Annotated in this window: 21 protein-coding genes and 1 pseudogene; 7 read left to right on the top strand and 15 right to left on the bottom strand. The window is 51.3% G+C overall.

Annotated elements, in window-relative coordinates; all coding sequences use genetic code 11:
* Nucleotides 1-13 precede the first annotated feature (13 nt).
* Together ACQE2I_RS03425 and ACQE2I_RS03420 are read left to right on the top strand one after the other, a co-directional pair.
* A protein-coding gene (locus ACQE2I_RS03425) for an IS3 family transposase (protein WP_427029054.1) occupies nucleotides 14-1581 on the top strand; the annotation gives its coding sequence in 2 pieces (ribosomal slippage) (nucleotides 14-479 and nucleotides 479-1581; 1569 coding nt in all).
* A 40-nt stretch (nucleotides 1582-1621) separates the two neighbouring features.
* A complete protein-coding gene (locus tag ACQE2I_RS03420) occupies nucleotides 1622-2431 on the top strand; it encodes a LysR family transcriptional regulator (protein WP_427031378.1) in 810 nt (269 codons plus the stop codon).
* A 443-nt stretch (nucleotides 2432-2874) separates the two neighbouring features.
* On the opposite strand, the gene ACQE2I_RS03415 is transcribed toward ACQE2I_RS03420, so the two are convergent.
* The 7 genes from ACQE2I_RS03415 to ACQE2I_RS03385 all read right to left on the bottom strand — a co-directional run bounded on the left by ACQE2I_RS03415 (nucleotide 2875) and on the right by ACQE2I_RS03385 (nucleotide 11780).
* Nucleotides 2875-4080, bottom strand: coding sequence for an aminotransferase class I/II-fold pyridoxal phosphate-dependent enzyme (locus tag ACQE2I_RS03415; RefSeq protein WP_427030099.1), 1206 nt, complete (start codon nucleotides 4078-4080; stop codon nucleotides 2875-2877).
* Entirely contained in the window at nucleotides 4080-4760 is a 681-nt protein-coding gene (locus ACQE2I_RS03410) for an RraA family protein (RefSeq protein WP_427030098.1), read from the bottom strand. Before ACQE2I_RS03410 ends, ACQE2I_RS03415 begins: the two co-directional genes overlap by 1 nt.
* Before the next feature lie 291 nt (nucleotides 4761-5051).
* The gene (locus ACQE2I_RS03405; RefSeq protein WP_427030097.1) at nucleotides 5052-6545 is read right to left on the bottom strand and encodes a tripartite tricarboxylate transporter permease; all 1494 of its coding nucleotides are present in this window, start codon (nucleotides 6543-6545) and stop codon (nucleotides 5052-5054) included.
* A gap of 14 nt (nucleotides 6546-6559) precedes the next feature.
* A complete protein-coding gene (locus ACQE2I_RS03400; RefSeq protein WP_427030096.1) occupies nucleotides 6560-7012 on the bottom strand; it encodes a tripartite tricarboxylate transporter TctB family protein in 453 nt (150 codons plus the stop codon).
* Nucleotides 7013-7038: 26 nt separating this feature from the next.
* Nucleotides 7039-8028 carry a Bug family tripartite tricarboxylate transporter substrate binding protein gene (locus ACQE2I_RS03395; RefSeq protein WP_427030095.1) on the bottom strand — a complete coding sequence of 330 codons (990 nt, stop codon included), beginning with the start codon at nucleotides 8026-8028 and terminating at the stop codon, nucleotides 7039-7041.
* A gap of 1239 nt (nucleotides 8029-9267) precedes the next feature.
* The gene (locus ACQE2I_RS03390; RefSeq protein WP_427030093.1) at nucleotides 9268-10257 is read right to left on the bottom strand and encodes a Bug family tripartite tricarboxylate transporter substrate binding protein; all 990 of its coding nucleotides are present in this window, start codon (nucleotides 10255-10257) and stop codon (nucleotides 9268-9270) included.
* A 1211-nt stretch (nucleotides 10258-11468) separates the two neighbouring features.
* A complete protein-coding gene (locus ACQE2I_RS03385) occupies nucleotides 11469-11780 on the bottom strand; it encodes a hypothetical protein (RefSeq protein ID WP_427030092.1) in 312 nt (103 codons plus the stop codon).
* 83 nt (nucleotides 11781-11863) lie between these two features.
* Here ACQE2I_RS03385 and ACQE2I_RS03380 point away from each other — a divergent pair, with 83 nt between their 5' ends.
* The gene (locus ACQE2I_RS03380; RefSeq protein WP_427029281.1) at nucleotides 11864-13120 is read left to right on the top strand and encodes an ISL3 family transposase; all 1257 of its coding nucleotides are present in this window, start codon (nucleotides 11864-11866) and stop codon (nucleotides 13118-13120) included.
* A gap of 321 nt (nucleotides 13121-13441) precedes the next feature.
* Here the strand turns inward: ACQE2I_RS03380 and ACQE2I_RS03375 are convergent, their stop codons facing one another.
* Nucleotides 13442-13900, bottom strand: a complete 459-nt coding sequence (locus ACQE2I_RS03375; RefSeq protein WP_427030091.1) for a hypothetical protein — start codon at nucleotides 13898-13900, stop codon at nucleotides 13442-13444.
* Nucleotides 13901-14103: 203 nt separating this feature from the next.
* Here ACQE2I_RS03375 and ACQE2I_RS03370 point away from each other — a divergent pair.
* Nucleotides 14104-15284 (top strand): IS3 family transposase gene (locus ACQE2I_RS03370; RefSeq protein ID WP_427029213.1). Its coding sequence is split into 2 segments (ribosomal slippage): nucleotides 14104-14371 and nucleotides 14371-15284, totalling 1182 coding nucleotides; the frame shifts between segments, so codons are not numbered across the junction.
* A gap of 205 nt (nucleotides 15285-15489) precedes the next feature.
* Complete coding sequence (locus ACQE2I_RS03365) at nucleotides 15490-16806, top strand: aminotransferase class V-fold PLP-dependent enzyme (RefSeq protein ID WP_427030090.1); 1317 nt, start codon at nucleotides 15490-15492, stop codon at nucleotides 16804-16806.
* A 434-nt stretch (nucleotides 16807-17240) separates the two neighbouring features.
* Here ACQE2I_RS03365 and ACQE2I_RS03360 read toward each other — a convergent pair whose 3' ends face one another.
* On the bottom strand, nucleotides 17241-17786 hold the full coding sequence (locus ACQE2I_RS03360) for a cysteine hydrolase family protein (protein WP_427030089.1): 546 nt from the start codon (nucleotides 17784-17786) through the stop codon (nucleotides 17241-17243).
* Between the two features lie 128 nt (nucleotides 17787-17914).
* On the bottom strand, nucleotides 17915-18793 hold the full coding sequence (locus tag ACQE2I_RS03355; RefSeq protein ID WP_427030088.1) for an MBL fold metallo-hydrolase: 879 nt from the start codon (nucleotides 18791-18793) through the stop codon (nucleotides 17915-17917).
* A 148-nt stretch (nucleotides 18794-18941) separates the two neighbouring features.
* On the opposite strand from ACQE2I_RS03355, the gene ACQE2I_RS03350 reads away from it, so the two are divergent.
* On the top strand, nucleotides 18942-19895 hold the full coding sequence (locus tag ACQE2I_RS03350; RefSeq protein WP_427030087.1) for a GlxA family transcriptional regulator: 954 nt from the start codon (nucleotides 18942-18944) through the stop codon (nucleotides 19893-19895).
* A 330-nt stretch (nucleotides 19896-20225) separates the two neighbouring features.
* Here the strand turns inward: ACQE2I_RS03350 and ACQE2I_RS03345 are convergent, their stop codons facing one another.
* The 4 genes from ACQE2I_RS03345 to ACQE2I_RS03330 form a co-directional block, all read right to left on the bottom strand.
* Complete coding sequence (locus tag ACQE2I_RS03345; protein ID WP_295710561.1) at nucleotides 20226-20615, bottom strand: toll/interleukin-1 receptor domain-containing protein; 390 nt, start codon at nucleotides 20613-20615, stop codon at nucleotides 20226-20228.
* A gap of 417 nt (nucleotides 20616-21032) precedes the next feature.
* Complete coding sequence (locus ACQE2I_RS03340; RefSeq protein ID WP_427030085.1) at nucleotides 21033-21821, bottom strand: VRR-NUC domain-containing protein; 789 nt, start codon at nucleotides 21819-21821, stop codon at nucleotides 21033-21035.
* 89 nt (nucleotides 21822-21910) lie between these two features.
* The gene (locus ACQE2I_RS03335) at nucleotides 21911-22423 is read right to left on the bottom strand and encodes a GIY-YIG nuclease family protein (protein ID WP_427030084.1); all 513 of its coding nucleotides are present in this window, start codon (nucleotides 22421-22423) and stop codon (nucleotides 21911-21913) included.
* A gap of 143 nt (nucleotides 22424-22566) precedes the next feature.
* Entirely contained in the window at nucleotides 22567-22773 is a 207-nt protein-coding gene (locus ACQE2I_RS03330) for a hypothetical protein (protein ID WP_427030083.1), read from the bottom strand.
* A 407-nt stretch (nucleotides 22774-23180) separates the two neighbouring features.
* Between ACQE2I_RS03330 and ACQE2I_RS03325 the strand changes: the two are divergent.
* Nucleotides 23181-23332: pseudogene (locus tag ACQE2I_RS03325) on the top strand (electron transfer flavoprotein subunit alpha/FixB family protein); the annotation flags it as partial.
* 370 nt (nucleotides 23333-23702) lie between these two features.
* On the opposite strand, the gene ACQE2I_RS03320 reads toward ACQE2I_RS03325, so the two are convergent.
* The gene (locus tag ACQE2I_RS03320; RefSeq protein WP_427030081.1) at nucleotides 23703-23966 is read right to left on the bottom strand and encodes a hypothetical protein; all 264 of its coding nucleotides are present in this window, start codon (nucleotides 23964-23966) and stop codon (nucleotides 23703-23705) included.
* Nucleotides 23967-24127: the final 161 nt, after the last annotated feature.

The following is a 24127-nucleotide window of genomic DNA, read 5'->3' as shown; positions in this document are numbered from 1 at the left end:
AAAGGAGACACTCATGCCTCGTTACTCTGAGGAGCGCCGGCAAGCCGTAGTGACCAAGCTGCTGCCTCCCCACAACCTCTCCCCGAAGGTGATCGCGGAGCAGGAAGGGATCTCGCTGGGCACCGTCTACAAGTGGCGCAAGGAAGCCCGCGCTGAGGGGCGGTGCCTGCCGGATGCTCTGGGCAAGGGCGCCGATGGCTGGTCGTCCAAGGACAAGTTCAACGCCGTGCTTGAGACCGCCTCGATGAACGTCCAGGAGGCTGCGGAATACTGCCGCCGCCGGGGCATCTATCCCGAGCAGCTGGAGCGGTGGCGCCACGACTGCGAGCAAGCCGCCAGCCTCTCCCAGTCAGAACGCCAACGTGAGGCCGACGAGGCCAAGCAGCAACGCAAGCGCATCAAGGCGCTGGAGAAGGAGCTCGCCCGCAAGAACGAGGCCCTGGCAGAAACCGCGGCGTTACTGGCCCTCAGAAAAAAGGCGAGGGCGATCTGGGGGGACGAGGACGCATGATCAGCACCCCAGATCGCCAACGCGCCATCGCGCTGATCGAAGACGCCCGGGCCCAGGGGGCCCGCCTGGACGCCGCCTGCCGCGAACTCGGCATCACCGCCAGAACATACCAGCGCTGGACGCGCGACGGCGAGCTACGCGAGGACCAGCGCCCTTTGGTCGACCGGCCGGTGCCGGCTAACGCGCTGACACCGGCCGAAGAGCAGGAGATTCTCGACGTGTGCCACCGCCCCGAGTACGCGAGCCTGCCGCCAGAGCAGATCGTGGTGCGCCTGTTCGACGAAGAGCAGCGCTACGTGGCATCCCCCTCGTCGTTCTACCGCGTCCTGCACAAGCACCGAGAAGTGGTGCATCGTGGCCGCGCCAAAGTACCTCAGCGCCGCGCCAAGCCCACGACCTACCAGGCCACCGCGCCGAACCAGGTGTGGTCGTGGGATTGCACATGGATGGGCGGTCCGATCAAGGGGCAGTACTACTACCTGGTGATGCTGCTCGACATCTATAGCCGCAAGATCACCGGCTGGGAAGTGTTCCTGGCCGAGTCGGCCCACAACTCCCGTACCGTGCTGGAGCGGGCGGTGCTGGCCGAGCAGATCATCGATCAGCCGCTGGTGTTGCATGCGGACAACGGCAGCCCCTTCAAGGGTGCGACGCTGCTGGAGAAGCTGCATGACCTTGGCATCACGCCATCGTTCAGCCGGCCGCGGGTCTCCAATGATAACCCCTACTCGGAGGCGCTGTTTCGCACCTGTAAATACCGGCCTTGCTACCCAGTTGATGGGTTCGCCACGGTCGACGACGCCCGTGAGTGGGTGGCCAGCTTCGTGCAGTGGTACAACCACGAGCATCGCCACAGCGGGATCCGCCTGGTGACACCGGCACAGCGACATGCTGGCGAGGATACTAGCGTGCTGGCAAAGCGGCATGCCATCAATCAGGCAGCGCGTGCGGCCAACCCCGCTCGTTGGAGCGGCAAGACCCGCAATTGGACGCCGATTGGCACCGTATCTCTTAACCCGGAGCGGGAGCTCCAGGTCACCGTCGCTGAACCGGAAAAACAGGTGGCCTGAATGATCTCAGAGGCGACAGATTTCTTGACAACTACCGGCCATCTCGAAGCGGATTCATGAGCTTGAAGAGACTTTCGGAGTCCCGATTTTTGACCGTTCCCGTCGCACCGCACGACTAACCGATAAAGGTTTAGAATTACTTACGCTAAGTGAAGAGCTTTTAGAGCGACGCGATTACCTAATAGATCGAATTAGCGATGAAGCTGTCATCCATCGCCCTTTCCGGCTCGGTGTTACAGAATTGACAGCGCTGACCTGGTTGCCGCAGTTGATCGAACAAGTTCGGCAACGCTACCCTAAGCTTTACATAGAGCCTTCCATCGAGATCAGCAGAACCTTGTTTCAAAAGCTGGAAAACGATGAACTGGATTTGATTGTCGTTCCTGACGTATTCTCAGATGCTCGCTTCGTCACCACACCACTGGGAAGCGTTGAGAATGTATGGATGGCGGCTCATGGCACTGTCGAAGGGAATAATCGTTTGGGCCTTGCGGAGATCGCTGAGTTTCCAGTACTAACACAAGGTAGCCAGTCTGGCTCGGGGCTCATTTTTGAGCGCTGGTTCTCAGAGCAAGGGGTAAGAATGCGCAACCTTCTGGTGAGCAATTACTTACTAGCTCAAGTCGGATTAACGTTGGCAGGAATAGGAATAAGCTACTTACCCAAGCATTGTTTCCAATTTCTTGTGGACCGGCAGATGCTACAAATATTAAATACCACGCCCGATCTGCCTCGAGTAAAATACAGTGCCTTGTATCGTAGTGACCGGCATGCCAACATTAACAAGACTATCGTCGAACTGGCCACAAATGTCTGCGACTACGGTACTCTCTACTTAAACAAATACTAAGGTCAAAATAATTATTCGTAATAAGTAATCGATCCAAAATGGTGTTACCTATCCGCTCAGGAAATGGTCAGAATAAGCTATTTGAATTCGACCTAACGTATCATACGTATTGATTCAACAACATATCTTCTAATTTTTTCTAACGAGCAAATAAATTCTGCTATTCCTTTAAGTCCCTTACGGCTTCTCTATTAATTATTAATAGGCAAGAAATGAGTAATTTAATTTTTTAGACACACCACTATAAGAAAATAAACGCATATAATTTGGACAGGCTGTGCGAAGCCGAGAAGAGGGACCAAATCTTAGCCCCTAAACTCAACATTCTATGAGACTAACTTCTCTAATAATGCTGCCTACCGCGGCCGCTCAGACCCAGAGTTAAAAGGTATAGCTAGTAGGCGGCGCGCGGCATAAATCTAAGGCGTCAAGTATCAGGATATCTAGCGAAGCGCTTGGCAGGCTTCCGTGAGCAACCGGCATCCTTGCTCGATCTCTTGCTCATTGGTAGCAAAAGAAAAACGCACGTAAGGAGAAAGTCCATATGCTTCACCACCAATCCCGGCCACACCGGCCGTTTCGAGCCAGTACAAAACGATGTCGGCATCGCTCTCGAGCTTTGCTCCATCCGGCGTCGTCTTACCAATTAACCCACTAACATCAACATAAAGGTAAAACGCTCCTTCCGGCGCAAGACAGCGTAGCCCAGGAATTGATTCGACACCTTCGAGCATCAGCTTGCGACGTGCAGCATAACGCTCAGCCATAGAGTGTACCGGTTTCTGGTCGCCACTGAAGGCGGCTACGGCAGCAGCCTGGCTGACCGAGCTAGGACACGTTGTCGTCTGCGAAATAAGCTTAACTATCGCTTTGATCAGATCCTGTGGGCCAGCTCCGAAACCAATACGCCAGCCAGTCATTGCATAACCTTTGGATACGCCATTTACTATCAACGTTCGGGACTTTAGATCCGGCGCTACGTTTAGCAACGAAAGATGTTTCGCATTTCCGAAGACGAAATGCTCGTAGATTTCGTCAGACATAACGTATACATGTGAATGCTTACGTAACACTTCTGCTAGTGCATTCAGCTCAGACTTTGAATATACGGCCCCGGTCGGATTAGAGGGACTATTAAGCATTAACCAGCGTGTTGCTGGAGTTATGGCCGCTTCGAGCGCCTCAGGCGTTAACTTGAATGCCGAGCTCTCGTCGCAAACAACGATCTTGGGCGTGGCATCGTTCAGTAGTACAATGTCAGGGTATGACACCCAGTATGGTGCAGGCACTATCACTTCATCGCCTGCATTCAGAGTCGCCGCCATAGCATGGTAAATAATATGTTTACCGCCGACTCCGACCACGACCTCATCCACCGAGAAGCTAAGATCGTTGTCGCGCTTGAGCTTGTCGACAACAGCCTGGCGCACTGCAGGTGTCCCAGCGGAAGGCGAATAGTGTGTATCACCGGCACGCATCGCCTCAATAGCCGCATCGATAACATGAGCTGGTGTATCAAGATCGGGCTCACCGACAGTAAAATTTACGATTTCACGCCCGGCAGCTCGCAGCTGGGCCACGAGAGCGTTGGCGGTCACACTCGGAGAGGGTTTAATGCGCTCAAGTCGCTCGGCAAGTACCAAACTCATTATTTCTTCTCCTCGCCAAAGGTTAGGCCCTGGGCCGATAATACTGCGCCTAGCCAACTTTGGTAGTGCTCCCCTGTGTTGATTTCAGCCATAATACCTTGCTCTTTTTTTGCACTGGCATGAGCAGCTTCGATCAACTTGTCAGCCTGCGATTGCGGGAAAGTGATGATCCCGTCCTCGTCGCCGACGACAATATCACCGGGATTGACAACTTGCCCTCCAACGGAAACAGGCACATTTAGGGCACCTGGACCATTCTTATAGGGACCGCGATGGCAATTCCCAAGTGCATAACATGGTAGGCTATCCTCAGCAAACGCCTTCACGTCACGAATCGCACCGTCAACGATAAAACCGGCACATCCCCGCTGCTTGGCATATAGCAAGATCAGTTCACCAATCAGCGCATTATCCAGATGGCCTCCACCTTCGAGCACAAGCACATGTCCAGGCTGGATCATGCTTAATGCTTTATAGATATAAAGGTTATCGCCGGGGCGACATTTAACAGTAAATGCCGTACCGACAAGTTTTGTCCCATCATGAAATGGTCTTAACCCTCGAATAGCACATAGGCGATCAAGGTTATCGCTCAAGTGGGGGGTAACGATTTCCTTAAGGGCTTCTATGTGCTCTGCTCTGGCCAGCTCAGGTACACTATTAATAACGTTATGTAGCATTTGACTCTCCCTTGACTGTTGTCTCAAGTAAACTAAATAATTTTCGTGGTTTTAAAATGATATTAAATTTCGCGCCACGTGGTTATGAATATTGTTTCTCACTATCCGTACCGCAATAACGAAGACCCCAAAAGCCCGTAGCCAACCTAAGTTAAGAGAATAACTAATACTTAGGCAACTCCGAGAAAAAGACTGATGATCCTTTACTCGGAACTGGCTGGTACAGGGAATCTCTAGGCTTTTCTAAGATATGCCAATGTCATTAGGTACTGCTCTTTTATGTAGTGAAAGTTAAATTGTTACAGTTTTCCGTTGCCGCCAACGGCGCCAAATTGGAAGAACCAGTGCAAGAACCACTAACAAGCAAAGTGCTAGCGAAAGCGGGCGAGTAAAAAAGGTAGTGAGATCCCATTGCGCTATTTGCATAGAACGGCGGAAATTGACTTCTAGTATTGGACCCAAGATCAGTGCGATTACCAAGGGCGCAGCTGGATAACGCCAACGCTCCATGTAATAGCCTACCAAGCCGAAACTAATAGCCAGCCAGACATCGAAAATCTCATTGCGAAGCGCATATGTTCCGACCACGCTGAAGACAAGAATCATCGGCCCTAGCACTGCACCTGGGATGCGGGTTACCGCTACGATGTAGCGACTCAACATTAGGCCCAAAATAGCAAATGCTATGTTGGCAAGAAGCAGTGACACAATCAGCGTATATGTGCTCTCGGCATGCTGAGTAAATAGGCTAGGACCCGGGATCATGCCATGAATCGTAAGCCCCCCGACGAACACTGCGGTGACCGCGTTCCCAGGGATACCCAAGGTCAGCGTAGGAATAAGCGTACCGCCAGTAACTGCATTATTTGCTGACTCAGATGCGGCTACCCCTTCAATTTCTCCCTTACCGAAACGTTCCGGCGTCTTTGAGTGGCGGCGAGCTTCATTATAGGAAATAAATGAGGCTATGCTCGTCCCCGCGCCTGGGAGTATTCCTACAACGGAGCCGATCACCGAGGAGCGCCACATTGTCCGAAGACAGCGCTTGAGGTCGCTCCATAGCGGCAGGGTGCGCCCCTTTAAGCTCCTCGCCTCATCGGAAAGCACTCCTCCTCCCTTAGGCACGCAAAGATTGAATGCCTGTGACACCGAGAAAAGGCCTATGAGAACCGGTAAAAGTGGGACACCATCGAAGAGCTCACTCAGGCCAAATGTGAACCGTTGCGAGCCAGTGAAATTATCCAGCCCAACACAGGCCAGTATCAGTCCAACCGCAGCTGATAACACGCCTTTAACCGGGCTTTCAGAGACCACACCCACAATTGTTACCAATCCGAAGATAGCAAGCCAAGTATACTCTTGGGGGCCGAATGCTAGAGCGATCGTCGAGAGCGGCGGCGCGATGGCAATCAGGACAACGACGCTCACCAGACCACCAAACAGGGAAGCAATTGTAGCCATCCCTATGGCCTCCCCTCCACGACCGGCCGAAGCCATCGGATAGCCATCAAGCGCAGTTGCGATCGACGCATCGGTGCCTGGCGTACGTAGTAAGATCGCAGTTATGGAACCACCATAAACGGAACTGACATACACCGCACCGAGTAGAATTAGGGCCAGGTCAGGGGGCATGCTAAACGTGATGGGAATACATAAAGCAACCCCCATTGTCGAAGAGAGCCCCGGCAAGGCGCCTATAGTCATTCCTGCCAATGTACCGAGTAACAATGTCAGCAGAGCCGCCGGCATCATCACATTTCCAAAGGCCGTCAAAATAATATCCATGACAGTCTCCTATTTTAACCGTTGAGCCATGGCGCCAGCAGGCCATCTGGTAGAGGAACGGCCAGCAAGCGGTCGAAGACGACATAGATGCTAAGCGTAAATCCCACCGAGATGGCAACTGTTACCCACCAGCGTTGAGCGGCCAACACCCTTATAGTGATTAGCAGGAACAGGGGAAGAATGATATACGTTCCAATGGGTTGGATTAGTACCAAAAGTGCGAGCAGGGTAACGCACCAGATCAACATCCGCAGGCCATCGACCTTATCTGGGATTGTCTCGTCGGTGACCTGGCGGCTTCGCCAGGCACCGTATGCGAGCCACCCACTGGCGACTAGGCCCAATCCGCTAGCGATGATTGGAAAAATCCCTGCATCGCCCCGCATTCCCCAGCTTACAAACATCACCGCTGCGCAGAAAAGCCCTGCTATTAATGCCACGCTGCGATCGATATGTTGGAGGGTCATGATTCAGTTCCTTGGCTGTGGAGCTTTTATTGCTCGATCCACGGATCTTGTTCCCACATTCCTTTTAGACGCTCATAATTAGCATCTATGAAATCGGCATATTCCTGGCCATACAGCGGATTGAGCGGCATATTAAGTTTGGCTAGCTCGGCCTTAAACTCAGGGCTCTCCATGACCTTTTGAGAAACTTCGATGAGTTTCTCGTAAATCTCGTCAGGAACACCAGCGGGTACTGCCAAACCACGTGAAGCGGCAGTAATCACATCGTAGCCTTGCTCTTGGCCTGTTGGCACATTAGGGATAGCATCCATGCGCTTATCAGACCATACAGCCAAACCGCGGAGCTTACCTTCGTTGATCTGGGCGGCAGCTTCTGACATGTTGCCTTCGAAAGCATCAATATGCCCCCCAAGTAAGGCGGCAGTAGCCTCAGCGTTACCGCTAAAGGAGACAAAATTAAGATCAATGTCAGCTGCCGTGGCAAAGTCGAGTGCTGCTAGGTGATCGTCACCGCCAGCCCCTTCATGGGATACTGTTACAGTACCCGGCTCTGTCTGAGAAGCAGAAACCAGATCATCTAGATTTTTATAGGGACTATCGTCTGCGACAGCCAAAACACCCGGGTCTGTTACGATATTGGCCAAGGGTTGAATATCATCTAGAGAATAGCCAACTGTATCTGCCCGCGTTATCGGATAGACTTCTATTACTGGTGAGTTGATTAGACCGATGGTATAGCCATCAGGATCAGAATTGGCTAGATGCACCCAGCCTAACTCGCCGCCAGCACCGGGCCTGTTGACTACCACGATGCGTTCACCCAGAGCTTCTTCAGCATGCTTGGCGAAGATGCGAGCCATGGTGTCGGTGCTGCCTCCAGCTCCGTAGGAGACAATCATTTGAATTGGCTTGTTAGGATAATCTGCCGCATAGGCCGGTACGGTAAGGCTAGCCGTCAGAGCAATGCCCAATACGGTCAGTACCGCGTTTCTGCCTTTAGTATTAGAAGGTCGCATATCGACTCTCCTTGTAATGTTGTTGGGATTGAGTCTTAGGTAGTGGCCGGTAGCTGTACCGGACAGTGCCCTAGACCACCTTATACGTCTTCTTAACATGCAAAAAAGCGAATTTTATTAATGCAATTACATTCCTTATGCGAATGCTATAGCGTTGGCTATACTATCGTCTACACATCACAGCACCTCACTGATTGCTGGGTCAGGCGACTATAACCAAGCTCCAAGCAGACCGCTGGTCTATGTAACGTTTGGCCTTACATACCCACGTAGCAACACGTCCCGCTGGCAAACCCTGTCGATGCGTTGTTTATCAAGTCTGTGTCAGGAGCTGGCCCAGGCCAGCAGTAAGCAACCGTGTCAGATACCTCGCTGTACGCCACTTCGCTTGATGCACCAGCAGTTTTCCGAGATGTGAAACTTGGGCGTAGCATTAGCGAGGACGGTTTCCACCATTAGTTTATTGAGCCAGGCTTACTCAGCCTGCAGTTCGTGGAGGCGCTCGGCCTCCGAGATCTTCATGCGGTTGTATTCGGCTTTCCAGCAGTGAAAGGCTAATCGGTCACGCCGTTTTACAGAGCCATCTCGGCCACCGATACGCCACTCTCGTTAGCCTTGCTAAGCTGATGATTTTCTCTTCGCCAAGTCGGTTACGCTTCATCGCGAGGTTCCTGCTATAAAGGTAAATCGAAAAGAAAGCTCGCTCGCATTGTCGCTGGTGGTTTCTGGAGGGAAGGCCAATATCGCCGTAACTTGCAGAGCAAAGAATCGTCCAGACAATGTTACGGAAGGAGAAGCTATTTCGAAGATGTCTGAAGGGAAAGGCTCGTATTAGACGGATAGTGAGGGATGACCAAGCCGCTATTGCTGACGCTTCTGCATCTTTTACTGCTTCAATCAGTGCGGACGAATCACATTACCCGCATACTGATAAAAAAGATTTTCCCAAGGGACATGAGCTTCAGAAGTTTCTAATGCAAAGCTTTGACAGTTGATAGTGACAATCAATAAGCGGACATGTCATTAAGCCATATTTGGATCAACTAATGCAGATTGTTCATAATTCAACCTAATCCGTTCAAAAACCAGCTTTTTATTTATTACCGAAGTCTAGCTAAACATGGGCGATGAGGAGGATATCCCTCATCGCCTAACATTCCCTCACTAGCCAACCATGAGCTCTACATTGCAGTTAGGGTAACTGAGCGTTATTTAAATAGGCTTTATGGTTAAGAACGCTTATTGCTCTATCCAGGGCTCATTATCCCACATAACTTTTAGCGTCTTATAACTGGCATCGAGAAATTCGGCATACTCCTGTCCATAAAGCGCATCGAGGGGCATGTTGAGCTTATCCATTTCAGCCTGAAACTCTGGGTTTTCAATCACCTCTCTAGAAGCTTCAAGCAGTTGCTGGTAGATTTCTTCTGGAACGCCTTCAGGCACAGCCAGACCGCGTGAAGCCGCGGAGGAAACGTTATAATCCTGTTCTTCACCGGTCGGCACGTTGGGTATGGGATCCATACGCTTATCAGACCAAACCGCTAAGCCACGCACCTTCCCTTCATTAATTTGATTTGCGGCTTCTGACATGTTGCCTTCAAAGGCGTCAATGTGCCCCCCAAGCAAAGCAGCAGTAGCCTCGGCGTTGCCACTGAAAGAGACAAAGTTGAGCTTGATTCCCGCCGCTTCAGCAAAATCGAGTGCAGCTAGATGATCGTCTCCCCCAACCCCTTCATGGGATACTGTTACAGAACCAGGCTCTTCCCTAGAAGCAGCAACCAGATCATCTAGATTTTGATAGGGACTATCGGCTGCAACGGCCAAAACACCCGGGTCGGTAACAACATTGGCCAAGGGGCGAATACTGTCAAGAGAATAACCAACCGACTCAGCGCGTGTTATCGGATATACCTCTACCGCAGGGGAATTAATTAACCCAATTGTGTAGCCATCCGGCTCAGCATTAGCTAGATGTACCCAACCCAATTCGCCGCCCGCGCCAGGCCTATTTACCACTACAATGCGCTCACCTATTGCTTCCTCGGCATATTTGGCAAAGATGCGGGCCATGGTATCAGTGCTGCCCCCAGCCCCGAAAGATACGATCATTTGGATCGGCTTGTTTGGATAATCTGCCGCAAAGACCGGGGCGCTAACGCTAGCCGCCAGAGCAATTCCCAGCGCAGTCCGTATAGTGTTTTTACCTTTGGAACATAGCAAGCGCATATCGACTCTCCTATTGTGTTATTAGCTGTGAGTTTCGTGTCGCGGTCAGTTTCTACTCGTAGTCAGCGCCATCAAGCCACTATATACACTCATAAAGGTTGAGATATAGCGAAATTTATTTTTGTTATTATATTCCAAAAATTCATGTAAAGACGCAACTTGCTTCAATTACTTGGGCCTCGCTCGCAGTTGGCAACTGAGGGCATCGCATCGAAGTTCTTTGACTTTTTGCCCTAGCGAGCAAGCGAGACAGACTTTATACGTGTCTCGTATTTTGTTTTGGTCATGCTTATTCATAACTGTTCAAGTTTAGTAGAGGTATATATTACCGATCACGCCTATTTAACTAAAGCAAAGTATCGCTTCGATCAGGTTTGCCTAACTTTTTAGGCATACAATTCCCAGCTACTCTTCGGTGGGAACGTTACACAGATAACCTGCAATCTCGTCTCTCTCCAGGCATCAACGGTACTCACAGCCCTCTCCTGGCTTGGATCGGATTGGTGGGAACTCTGCGCACATTGGTGCATCGACCTGGCTCGACCCGCACTACAGCCATGTGCCGTTTCGATCAGGTTTGCCTAGTTTAGGTATCCAATTACCACCTACTCTTCGGTGGGAACGTTGCACAGATAATCTGTTTATCTCATCTCTTTTCAGGCATCAACGGTTCTCACGGCCCTCACCTAGCTTGGATCGGATTGGTGGGCATTTTGCATACATTGGTGCTTCGGCCTGGCTCGACCTGCATTATAGCCATGTGCCAACTTAATTAATCACACCGCCATCCCAATGATCGGTAGTCACGTAGGCCATATATGCTCCCCCTTCTGGCTCCTTACCGTTGCACTGTGTCGTTCTGATTACTAAAAATGATAAGTATAATAGTACTGAAAAAAGTTAACGATATAACTGACTGATTAGTCTGTCTCATGTATCCACATTTCTTGTGGGTAAGTTTGTGAGTAAGTGCCTGCTGATAGGTGCGGAGATGGGGTATTTGTAGACGCCTGCTTGAATGAAATGGAGCTGCCACCATGGCAGCTCTATGCATGAGGCTGGCTTTATTTACTTGTTACTGCAGCAAACGGCCAAAAGCGGACAATCAGCGTGGACTGATATAACGCTGCCAGCATGCGCAGCTACGGAATGGAGGCGAAGCCGCAATGTAGTAGGCGTCGCGGTGCCTGGACTAGTTAAATTTCGCCCCCCTATTTAATGGCATACTTCTCGTATCTTGGCTGAAAAAACTCTTCCATCAACTCGCCCACTCCAATGATGCGACTTTCCTTGTTGAGTTCTTTACCAATAAATTTAGAAACACCCCACACTGTTCCGGCTGTCGAGTCCATCCAAGTATCACTGCCGATAGTGTTGTAATACTCTTCTTCCCGGTTGCTGATGAAATCCATAACGTCGAGCCGATAACGCAAACCAACCGGCAAGGACTGTAGTTGATCGCACACTGAAGAAACGCTATCCACAATCTCTTCAGGAAGATGTGGCAATGCCGACGGTTTCAATTTATGGCTCTTCGACGTTGGGTGTGGAATTCGCCCCCTGAGCTGGGCCAGAATATGACCTCCACAGCGGCAGGAGGTATGACATGGACGGCACCCAGATTCTAACACTCGGCCTGGGCTTGGAAGCGCCCTGGATCCTCAAGAACCAGTACCTGGATACCGCCGTGTCGCCCCACCGCCTGAACCTCTATGTCGAGGCGGAGCGAGGCAGTTTCTATCCCTGCCCAGAATGTGGTAAGGCCTGCCAAGCTCATGACTTTGCCGACAAAACCTGGCGGCATCTGAACTTCTTTCAGCATCACTGTTACCTGCATGCTCGCGTGCCGCGCACGAAGTGTCCTGACCATGGCGTCAAGCGCATAGAGGTGCCCTGGGCCCGGCCGGGCAGCGACTTTACCCTGCTGTTCGAGCAAGCGGCCATGTCACTGGTCAAGGAGATGCCGGTACTGGCCGTCTCCCGCCAGTTGGAGATTTCCGACAAACGACTATGGCGCATCGTGCACCACTACGTTGGCCGCATGTTGGGGGAACTGGATCTGTCCAAGGTGGTGACGGTCGGCGTGGACGAAACCGCCTCCCGGCGCGGTCATCGCTATGTCACGGTGTTCCTCGACATGCAGCGCAAGCGGGAACCGGTTATCTTTGCCGTCCCAGGCTGCGGCAAGGATGCCATCCAGGCTTTCAGCGCCTTCCTGGCGGCCCATGGCGGCGACCCGAATAATGTGGTCGAGGTCGTCTGCGATATGTCGCCAGCCTTCCTTAGCGGCGTGACCGAGCACCTTCCCAAGGCCGAGGTAACGGTCGACTGGTTCCATATCGTACAGACCTTCACCAAGCGGCTGGACGAGGTACGCAAGAAAGAGCGCCGGGAGCAGGGGCACCCCAAGTCGCTGCGCTGGGCCCTGCTGAAGAACCTGGATAACAAGAACCTGACACCCAAACAGCTTTCGGCGCTCCAGGAGTTGGTGGCCGATCAGAGCGCCACGGCCGATGCCTGGGTGATCAAGGAGAAGCTACGCTGGATCCAGAAGGCTCCAACGCCCAGAGCGGCTCGGTGGCGCATCACGAACTACCTCAAGGTCATGCAGGCGGCGGTGTCTGAAAAGTCACTGCTGAAGCCGATGGGGAAAGCCCTGGCGACGCTTGAGCGGCACGCCGACGCGGTGGTCAGACGCTGGCTCTCGGGACTGACGAACGCAAGACTGGAAGGAATGAATGGTCTGTTCCAAGCGGCTCGGTCACGGGCACGTGGCTACCGGAACGAGGCCAACTTTATCGCCATGATCTACCTGATTGGCAGCCCGGTGGGCCGCCTATTCGATCAGGCCAAATCCACGTGAAGTGACGAAGAACCCAATTTATCCATGTGGTGTCGATAGCTCTCAACCTTCTGGACCAACTTCTTACCTTGAAGGTTGCTGTGGCAATAGTAAGAAACAACTGACTTTAAAGCACTTTCCATTGCCATACGCAGGTCAATGAAGCACTTCATTCGGCGAGACTTTAGAGACGAAAAGTCAGGGAATTCACTTTCAATGCAGTGCTCATATCGCTTAAGCAGATCAATCGAATCATGATAGAAATGATCTGCTACCTCTATGTGTGTAGGGCGAGTTGCCTCCATACTTCTCCCGAAGTTTAATGTCCGCTGTTTGCGATTGTTATGCATGCGGACTACTAACCAAGTGAATTGTCTTCCAGCAAAGAAATATCATGGCTATCCTTGCCGCTTCGTCTATTCCTTTTTGGCATGCTTTTGCATATGCTTCTTTCTGGTTGGGCTCCCAACCGAATTTCAAGCTGTTGAGTTCCTCAAATGAAACTTTATAGGCTGCTCGGTGGGAGTAGGAATTCCTAATTAAGTTTAACGCCTTTAACGACGAATAATATGTTTCGTCGAGCAGCCCCATCGCTTTGGCCAAATCAAGCTTCAGATCGAATCCTCTATTCCTTGAAAACAACGCTTGCGGCTTTTCTAGGTTTCTGGAAATTAGCTTCTCGAGGATTTTCTCGATAAATATGTGGCCACGTAGGATCGGGGACAGCTCATCTGTTTCGAAGACAAGCTGTTCCATTGCGTGCTGGTCGAGATCTTCAAAAGATGCTTTTGAGTAATCCACAATACTCCCTATGTACTAGTGCATAACGCCGCCCGCACGCGCGACTTTGAAGTGAAGGCGAAGCCGCAACGGAAAAGCCGTCGCCGTGCCTAGCCTTATTAAATTTCTGCCCTAAGTACTTGCCTAGTGTATGTAGTGGCATAGTGAATTTGGCCACCTAATTAGAGGTGCTAATATGCACCAAGACATCACTAGGTGGCAGCATGGCAACAAGACCAAAACGTAACTTTAGCCCTGAATTCCGGCTCGAAGCAGCACAGCTAGTCGTTGATCAAAACTATACAGTTAGAGAAGCGGCTGAAGCCATGAATGTGGGGTATTCGAGCATGGATAAATGGGTTCGTCAGTTACGCCAAGAGCGTGATGGCCAAAGCCCTAAAGCAACGCCCATGACACCCGATCAGCTCAGGATTCGCGAGCTTGAAAAGCGCATCCGTGACATTGAGATGGAAAAAGACATCCTAAAAAAGGCTACCGCTCTCTTGATGTCGGACTCCCTGAACACTTCTCGCTAATCGAGAAACTCAAGACGAGCTACCCGGTAAAAAAACTGTGTGACGTGTTTGGCGTGCATCGCAGCAGCTTTAAATACTGGAGACAACGTTCAAAAAGACCTGTGTGTGCCACGAAGACTAAGGAAATAGCCAAGGTCAGAGAGCTCTTTCGCGAGAGCGAAGGCTCTGCAGGGGCGCGCAGCATCGCAGAGATGGCGACAAGGCAGGATGTGCCGTTAAGTCGCTATCGCGCTGGCCGCCTGATGGAAAAGCTTGGCCTAATTAGCTGCCAAGTGCCTGGGCACACCTACAAGAAAACAGGTGATGAACATGTTGAGGTACCGAACCACTTAGCGCGTCAGTTTAACGTTGAGGCGCCCAACCGCGTTTGGTGTGGCGACGTCACATATATCTGGACTGGCAAACGCTGGGCTTATCTAGCCGTTGTCATGGACTTATTTGCTAGGAAAACGATTGGCTGGTCGATGTCGTTATCGCCCGATAGCGAACTCACCAGCAGCGCATTGAAAATGGCTTATGAGAGCCGTGGGCGGCCAAAAGGGGTTATGTTCCACAGCGACCAGGGCAGTCATTATACGAGCCGTAAGTTCCGTCAGACACTCTGGAAATGCCAGGTAAAACAAAGCCTAAGCCGACGTGGTAACTGCTGGGATAATGCGCCAATGGAGCGTTTCTTCAGGAGCTTAAAGGTTGAATGGGTGCCAACGTATGGCTATCGCTCATTCTTGCAGGGGCAGCATCATATCGTGAACTATTTAATCGGGTATTACAGCCAGCTTAGGCCTCACCAGCATAACGGTGGTATGAGTCCGAACCAGGCAGAGGAAAAGTACTGGGTTAACTATAAGGCGGTGGCCAGTTTTACTTGACCACTACATATGCTACCCCACTGGACTTGAGCCCGATCCTTCAAATCATAAATGCAAATAGCACAATGGGATCTTATAGCCTTTTTATTCCGTCTTCTGTCGCTAACGCTATTCTTATCAGCAATCTTGGCACTTGTTCTCGCACTCTGGTGCCAACATCGCACCGCAACTACCTGATTCCTTATCAATTTTGGAGATAAATAAGATGACAAACATACATGCTCCCGGCGCCGACACGCTAGCGTATAAAAATGCATCCCAGAGTTTTTCTCCCGAGTTACTAGCTGCTATCCGTGAGCGCTTTTGCCATGTAGACCATTGCCCGTTTACTGGTAAGCGCATTTATTTTGAGAATGCAGGCGGCACTCTGACACTCAAATCAGTGATAGAGCGAGGCTCAGAAATAGCTAGCATCCCTGATAATGAACATCGCAACAACCTCGCGTCTCACGCAATATCACAAGTCGTGACCAAAGGTAGGCAGGCACTTGCAACATATTTTGGTGCTAATGATGGGGATAGCGTGATTTTCGGGGGAGAAACAGGGACCGAATGCCTTTTCCGACTTATTCGGGCTGCCTCAATGGCTGCGCCGACCGGTGGGAGCGTAGTAGCCTGTGAGCTTGAGCATCCGGCAACATTTGACGCGACTGTCCAATGGGCACGGCGCACCAACCGTGAATGGCTGAAGGTCCCTTTTGATACTGCGAGCGGTCGTGTTACTGCAGCAGATTACGAAGCAGTGGTACAGCCAGACACTAGAGTGGCTACCATCATACATACCAGTCCGGTCACCGGCATGGTTCAGGATGTAGCGGGGATTGCTCGAAGCATTAGGACGATCGCACCAGAATGCTACATCATAGTTGATGGCATCCAGCATGCACCCCATGGTGCGCTTGACGTTGAAGCCTATGGTGTGGATGGGTATGTCATTTCAATGTACAAGGCTTTTTGCCGTTTTAATAATGGGTATGCTTGGGTATCTCCGCGACTGAGTATAGTGGATCACGATCGTCTGGCGGGTAAACCCGATAATGCCTGGGAGTTAGGCAGTCGTGATCCATCGGCACTGGCCGGTGCTGATGAGGTGGTGAAATATCTGGAGTGGCTGGGAAGCTCTTTCACGGACAGCGTTTTGCGGCGTGAACGACTCGTGGCCGCAGGGAGAGCCATGCATAACCATGAAAAAGCGTTAGTCACGCGCTTGATCAAGGGGACGGAGAAGCTTCCCGGGCTGGGGTCATTGCCAAGAGTAAAACTGATTGGTCAGGTCGACTCCCCATATCGGGAAGGCACCATATCTTTTGCAATAGAGGGAATTAACGCCACTCAGGTAGTGGCCTATCTAGGCGAACATGGCATACGCGTTCATGCCCGCAGCGATGACGCTTTTTCCGGGAACATCCTGCGCCCGTTTGGCTTGGCCTCGATAACCCGTATTTCGCTTGCTCACTATAACACTCCTGAAGAAATCGATATTTGTCTTCAAGCACTGAGGACTATTCTCACTGTGCACTGAGGCAAAGGTTCATATTGATCATCCCAGCACCATAGCGACAGTGCCTGTTTGCCAGAGTTATTTTGCGCTTCCACTATGCCCCGTTGCGGTCTAGGGCGGGGAAAGAGCACATTGAATGACACACATACAAACGATTCGAAACGCTTCGCCAGTGGCCTTTATCTCCAGTAGCGATTTGGCGATACGATTTTTTAATCGTATATTTCGGTTTCGAGTCCTTTAAATCGCTTTGCATCCGTTACGCTCATTTCGCCTAACTTGTTAAGTCATAAATAGTAACTGGCTTCTGAAAAACCGTACCATAGGTTCCTACTCGCTTAACTCGCTTCGAGGAGTGAAGCTCTTATAGCAGTGATTCAGCCCCCAATGCCGCCTTCCATTAGTGATTCCACGAAGGCGGCATTGAGCTAAATATGTCTTACAGGTTGATAGTGTTACTTAATGTATTGATCTGTGGTGATTACCGTGCCGTAAGCGAAAGCTAGGGCCGCCATTATCGTTGCGTGAACCTGAGACGCAGGCACCGTAGCGCCTTCGAATTCAAGATCCATCGTGGCGCAGGCATCGTGGATAATCGTCGTTTTATAGCCGAAGTCTGATGCCGCACGGCTGGTTGCATCGATGCACATATGGCTCATGGCGCCGATAATGACGACTTCCTCAATATGCTGTTGGTCTAAGCGCTCTTTTAAGCCAGTCTCGCGAAACGAGTTAGGAAAATGCTTCACTAGTACTGTTTCCTGCTCCAATGGCGCAATCATTGAGTGGATGGCGACCTCTGGCGTACCGGGGGTAAAGAAAGGGATCTCTGGATCAGCAGATTCATGCTGGAAATAGATCACGAGATCTTTTGCCGACCGCGCATGCTCAATGACCTTGGCGGCATTCGCCGCTGCTTTTTCAATACCTTCCAGTGGAAGCCTGCCACCGGCAAAATATTCATTCTGGATATCGACGACGATAATGGCGCGGTTACTCATGAGGTTATTCCTTTTTCAGTAATGGTTGCCAGTGCGTTGGTGCTTGGAGATGAAGGCAGCAAGCTAACGTGCCAGCGCTAAGACGTTAATAAGAAGAAATAGGCCGCCATCAAAGGCGACCCATGGTATTAAAAGGAGACGACTTCACCATCAGCGGGGATAGCCACGTAATCCTGGATCCCAGCTTCTTGCACGTAATGAGACAACTCTTCACGGCTTAGCGTCATATGGTTCACAGCGTCCATATGCACCGCGATGATTGCCGCATTAGGGGCTGCCTGATGCATACGCAGCGTATCTTCCTTACCCATGATAATTGGGTCACCTTCGAAGCCAGTGACCTCTGCGGCGCCAGAATTCACTACAATTACCTCGGGGTTATAACTCGCCAGTGCCTGCTCAACCTCGTCACGCCAAATGGTGTCGCCCACCAGATACGTGTTTTTTTGGTCAGGAGCTTCGAAGACGACGCCCATAACGTTACCGAGGCTTTCCGCCAATTCAGGCACAGCGTAGAGAGTATCGGAGCCATGCTGACCGCCCGTTTTATGCAATGTCACTCCACCAAATTCCGCCTCCCCGTCCAAAATACGCACATCGCTAAAACCCTGTGAGCGAATCAGCTCGGCATCGGCAGTGTTCTGTGCAAAGAGGGGAATGTCCTTCGGCAGCAGCTCCTGGGCGGCATCGTCCCAGTGGTCGAGGTGTGTGTGAGTAACGATGACAGCGTCGACATCATCAATCATCTCCTCAAAAGGCATGGGCAACCCCACGAGAGGATTACGCAACTCGCTACGATAGGTATTCTCGAAGCCAGGATAAGCGCCTTGCTCGGCCAGCATCGGATCAACCAAAAAGGTGGTGTCCCCATAGGTGATTTTCACCGTTGCATTGCGAATCTGCTGCACTTGATGCGTTGACGCCTGGGCGTTTGAATCCGCCAATGCGTTACCGGCAATGAGTCCTGTGGCTAGGACGAGAGAACTGGCTAAGGTTTTAAATAACATCTAGATACTTCCTATCAAAATATGGGTGGGTTGATGGGAAGCAGTTTAGAGGCGTTCAAACAACAGAAACATTGGCCTGAAAGCCAATGATCGAAACTATTGGGCCAGTTTAGTAGTATTAAGTGAATACAACCTTAGGAGCCAAGCCTTGTCTCTGCCTCGCGTCGGACTGATCCTCCACCCACGTATTAGCCCTTTCCACTTTTCAGTGCCCTACACGCTGTTCGGCATGGTGATGATCGATCGCCCACTATTCGATCTATTCATTGTGGCTCCGGGAGGAGAATCATTGGAGGCCGAGCACGCCATGATGATCCGTCCCGATGGCGGTTTAGAGCTTTTGGACAACGTGGATATCGCGGTGGTGCCCGGCTGGCATGACCTGAACGAAGCCCCGCCGCCCGAGTTGGTTGAGGCGCTCGTCCGCTGTCATGAGCGAGGCGCTCATGTGGTCGGGCTCTGTTACGGCACCTATGCCCTGGCTTACGCGGGGCTGCTAGATGGCAAGCGGGCGTCGACTCACTGGCTTGCCGAGCAGGATTTCAGTCGCCGCTTCCCCAAGGTCAAACTGGACACCAATGCGCTCTATGTGGAGGAGGATCGGCTGGTAACGTCAGCGGGCACGGCTGCTGGCCTGGATTGTTGCTTATTCCTAGTGCGCGAATATTACGGCGCGCAAATTGCGAACAAGGTAGCCCGGGTCATGGTGGTTGCGCCGCATCGTGAGGGTGGACAGGCGCAGTTCATTGAACAACCGATGGCTACCTCCACCCAGGATGCCCACATCAATCGCTTATTGGACTATTTGAGAGGAAACCTAGTCGCTTCGCATAGCATTGATGAGCTAGCGGCGCGTACCGCCATGAGCAGACGTACCTTCACGCGTCACTTTCATAAAGCGACCGGCATGACGGTCGTGGAGTGGTTAGTGAACGAGCGGTTACGACGTGGACGCGAACTGCTGGAAACCACTTCCTTATCGGTGGAAGCTATTTCAGAGAGAGTTGGTTTTCGCACAGCGACCTCTTTCCGGCAACACTTTAGGCATCATCATCAAGTCAACCCACGCGACTGGCGCAAAACCTTTGGCCACAACGTCTGAATTTTGTCGGGCCTATGATGCCCTACCCTGCCATTGACTGCGCTCATGGTTTCGACGGTTCAATCGATAGGAGCCACCACTAAGCCTCATCGCGTTTTTGGCGCAAGCGTATAGTTAAGGCAAAAGGTGAATGCGACCACTGAGGACATTCAGGTAGTCACTTTCTGGAAATGACACATGAGAGCCTTGGAGGGCTGGCTTCGGCCAAGAGCGGTCTTTTAGGCAGTACTGATATAACGCCTGCCAACATGCGCGGCTACTGAATGGAGGCGGAGCCACAATGCAACAGGCGTTGCATGCCTAGCCTTGTTGGAACATATAGCCTCAGAATTACACTTCTACCAACTCAGCGATTTTTTTTGCGACAACTTCCATTGAGTCTTCAAACGTATCCAATCCAGTTCGAGAGGCGAGCATGGGGCTAACATTTCGTAGGGCTTCATAGGAAGTGTTATGCACGATGGGAATGAGCTGGTTACGTGCCAGCAATGCTGAAAGCTCTTTGTCTGCGACACTCTCTTTTGGTAAGCGTTCGAGCATTGCTGGGGTGACCAATACAAGTCCTATTCTAGAATTCGCTAAACCCTTGTCGATGGCCCGCATCATTGGGACGCCAAGTCCAAGATCATTCTCGCTGAACCAAACTTTTACACCGGCAACCACAAGTAAATCATGCAGATCTTTAGCCGCTTCTTTACGGTCGCCCCAAGCATGACACAAGAAAACATCGCGAAGATCAGGTTGCTGTGCTGCTCGAATCTCAACTGTTTCTCGGATTGGTTCGAGAGAATGAACCTGGGCATGTGTGTACGGTACAGATGAACCTGATTTCGACCAGCGTGGCTTTGCGCTGCGACTTGCCCCCCCGCTGCTCCCACTGCTCCGAGACGAGGAATAAGATGGAGTCGAGTATGAACTTTAGCCTTCACCTCCGTAACGACTATAGCGCCCGCCACATGCAGGGCAGTTGGCTGCCGCGCTCGCTGAACGATGTCCTCTTGATGGTGCTGTGCATTTAGCCATGCTTCCTTAACTCTCCATTTGAATGAGAAGTTCTAATGCCAGTCGTAACGGGCAGCAACAGTGCGAGGCATAGATAGTTGGTGTCCCGACCACCTTTTAGATGTTTGTGCACCGCTAAGCGCTGCGCACGTGGAATACGCAGACCTCCCCCGGTAGCAATGGTTTCATTCGGCCAATAGTGATGATTTGGCTTGTGTGCAATTTGTCCGTCGTTTTGACCTCTGCCCAAAGAATCTTATCTCCCTTTGCCATAGTCAGGTCTGGCCAGCCAGCACGATATTGATAAGGATTCTCCGCAATTGCCTCGGCTATCTTTTTGAGCCTCATGGGGCCAATAGCATTAAATAGCGTTTCGATACAACGCTCAGTCAGATCAGGATATGCTTCCCGGACCATTTGCGAGCAGTAAATCTCGTGAAAATTCTTCAAGACTGAATCTAGACTTGCCTGCTCAATAGCCGCCATTATTTCCGAAATTCTGGCCTCGTGAATTTTGAGCTGCGCTTCTGTATACCGACTGCAAGCATCTTCTCTCGACCCGAACGTATTAAGGCGAGCGAGCGCATCCAATGCAGCAGCCCGAATAATTATCAGAACTGCTCCGCCCTCGCAGTATGAACCTTCATACCCCTCTTCTTTAAGGTGAAGCCATACCGCTCGCTCCGAAGCACCCTCATACTTAAAGTCGTTTAGTGTTCGAATTGGGATTTCAAGCTGCTCGCATTGAGCAGGTAGCTTTGATAGCAGAACAGCCTGCCTCCACCCATCCTCGGTCAAGCCACCGCTAGGCTTGATAAACCCACGACGCTTTAACGCACGAAAAGTGTTTCCCGCAAGCATAAAACTGTCATCAGCTAGTGCAGATCGTAGGTAAGCTCTCATCTGTGTAGATAGTGTTTCCATGAGCATTTAACGCCCGCAGCATGCGCGGCTTTGGAATGGAGGCGAAGCCGGAACAGAAAAGCTTTTGCCTTGATTGGCCTCGTTAAGCACTAATGTGTTCGAAAGGTATTCCATATGTTTGTATCCAATCTCATAGAAGCGTATACCTCAAAAACGTACAGCTCTAGGTCGTTCTGAACCTCGATAAATGCTATTCGCATCGCCTGCAAACGTTGCTGGCTATGAAAGAAGACTTCTCGAAACTGATCATCTTTCATAGCTTGATCTCGCTTCATTTCGTGGGGGTAGTCTTCTGTTGCCATTTTGTAAACTAAGCTAGCTGAATAGTGTGAGTCATGGTTCAGGTGCTGGGTTAATCGCTTGATTAGACTTCTCGAAATCCCAACGTAAATGGGCTTCTCTTCATCTAAGAAGGCATAGCAGCCTGGGAAATCAGTACTCCTTCCGAGCTTAGCTAGAAGGGTTTTTGTGGCACTCTTATACCCAACAATTTCGGAGGCGAGAACCGGACTCTCTATCGATGCCATCAGCGCTTCGAAGTGGCCTGGGAGTACTTTTGAAGCGAGTTCGTCAAAGGAATGTTTGCAATTGTCGATGGGCATGAGATTCCTATGCTTAACAGGTCTTAGGCAGTCCATTCTACGATTGGACAAGAGTATCGGCACGCTTGTCCGGTAAATAGAGACACATATCCAAAATTCGCGGGCCTACTGCCTTTTCCGGCAATGTCCGCTCAGGGTCGATATCAGCCATTAGCTCGCTCCAGTGCCACAAGGTCATATATCCGCATAGGATCTTCCTCGATACACCGAGTGGGGCTTTTACCATCTAGCTTGGAGTGCGCTGTTTTTATCCAGCGCCGTGCTTGAACTTCACCCATCACCTGAACAGCGGCTGCCCAAATATCTTCTCTGTTGGGGGCGTCGATGATTTCTCTGCCGACCTCACCCATGTCATGCCATGCTTGTATATCGTCGGGTTCAGGCGCGTTTGGTTCACTTTCAGCTCTCAATAATCATACCTGCACGTAACGCCACGAAATGGTTGATAGAGCGGCGCCTAGCTGTTCTTGTGCCAGGTCGACAGTAGTTAGGGAGCTAGCACATTGTTAGGAAATAAGCTGCTTTCCATCAAGCTTTTACAAAATAATAAGTGAGAAGCAGATGAGAGAAATTCCAGTATTTGATTATGCACAAGCAGCGGCAAGAACCTTCTTATGAATCTGGTGTGGTCGTCAACCGACCTTGTCATCGGAGGGCATGCGTATCTTGAGTTTCCAATTCTGCTATGGGACAGCATGGAAAGCTGTAGGCCTGCCAATCTGTTTCTGCGTTACTACCTCCTGCGCGGTGTCGTAGGAGTTGGGCGATCCAGCAACTGGCGGACATGAAGGACTCAAAGTAATTATGACGATTAATAAAGACGAGGAGGCGCCTATCTTCCAAGTGGCCTATTACAGATTGGTCGCGGATCTTTTCGAGGCGCTGCCGGAGATCGAGAGCAAGCTGTAGGGGCGGATCTAATTCAGTAGTGGTTTATCGGATTGACGACGGATGCTCGCCGTAGCCGTCGATTTTTTCCCATCAACAGGGGCGGAACATGGCGTCAGGAATAGAAAGAAATCCATGAAGTTCGAGGTGGTCATCGTCGGCACCGGCCCCTCGGGCCTGCCGCCGAATGCCGGCTGGTGCAGCGGGCAAACGAGACCCAGTTGGGGCTTTCGGTCTACATGGTAGAGAAGGGCTCCGAGGTGGGCTCCATACTTGCTCCGGCGCCATTTGCAAGGGCGGCGAGAAGGGCCAAAAGCTGCCTAACGCCCTGGTGCCGCCCCTCATGGGCAATACCGGTGAGGACATGACTCGCTACGTGATCAATGCCGGCCTATGCCGCAGGCTGGCCGAGCAGACCAGGGCACTGAGCGTGGAAATCTTCTTGGGCTTCGCCGCCAAGGAGGCGATCGTCGCAGAGGGTGTGGGCAAGGGTAGCCTGATCGGCGACATGGGGGTAGGCGCCGTCGGCCAATCCAAGGGGGCAAGGGGCGATAAATGCTGTCGACGCCCGCAATCTCGAAGTACTACCCGATGATCGATAGGCCAAGCGCGTCAGGGACAGTCTCACGGATTCAGGGGACTGTCCACGGCTCATGTCCACGGTGGATTCTGCAAGCACCTCTGGGTAGTTCGCGCAGGAGCGTAGCGAAACGGAACATCATGTCCCACTTTCCATGCATTCTTCTTTCGAATCAATTTGTATCGACTAATATCGCTTTTTTTGACACTTCCTTTGCTATTCTCAAATGAAATAAA

The organism is Halomonas sp. H2 (assembly GCF_050215315.1).
Taxonomy (GTDB): Bacteria; Pseudomonadota; Gammaproteobacteria; order Pseudomonadales; family Halomonadaceae; genus Vreelandella.
This window is presented reverse-complemented; position numbering and strand designations above follow the sequence as displayed.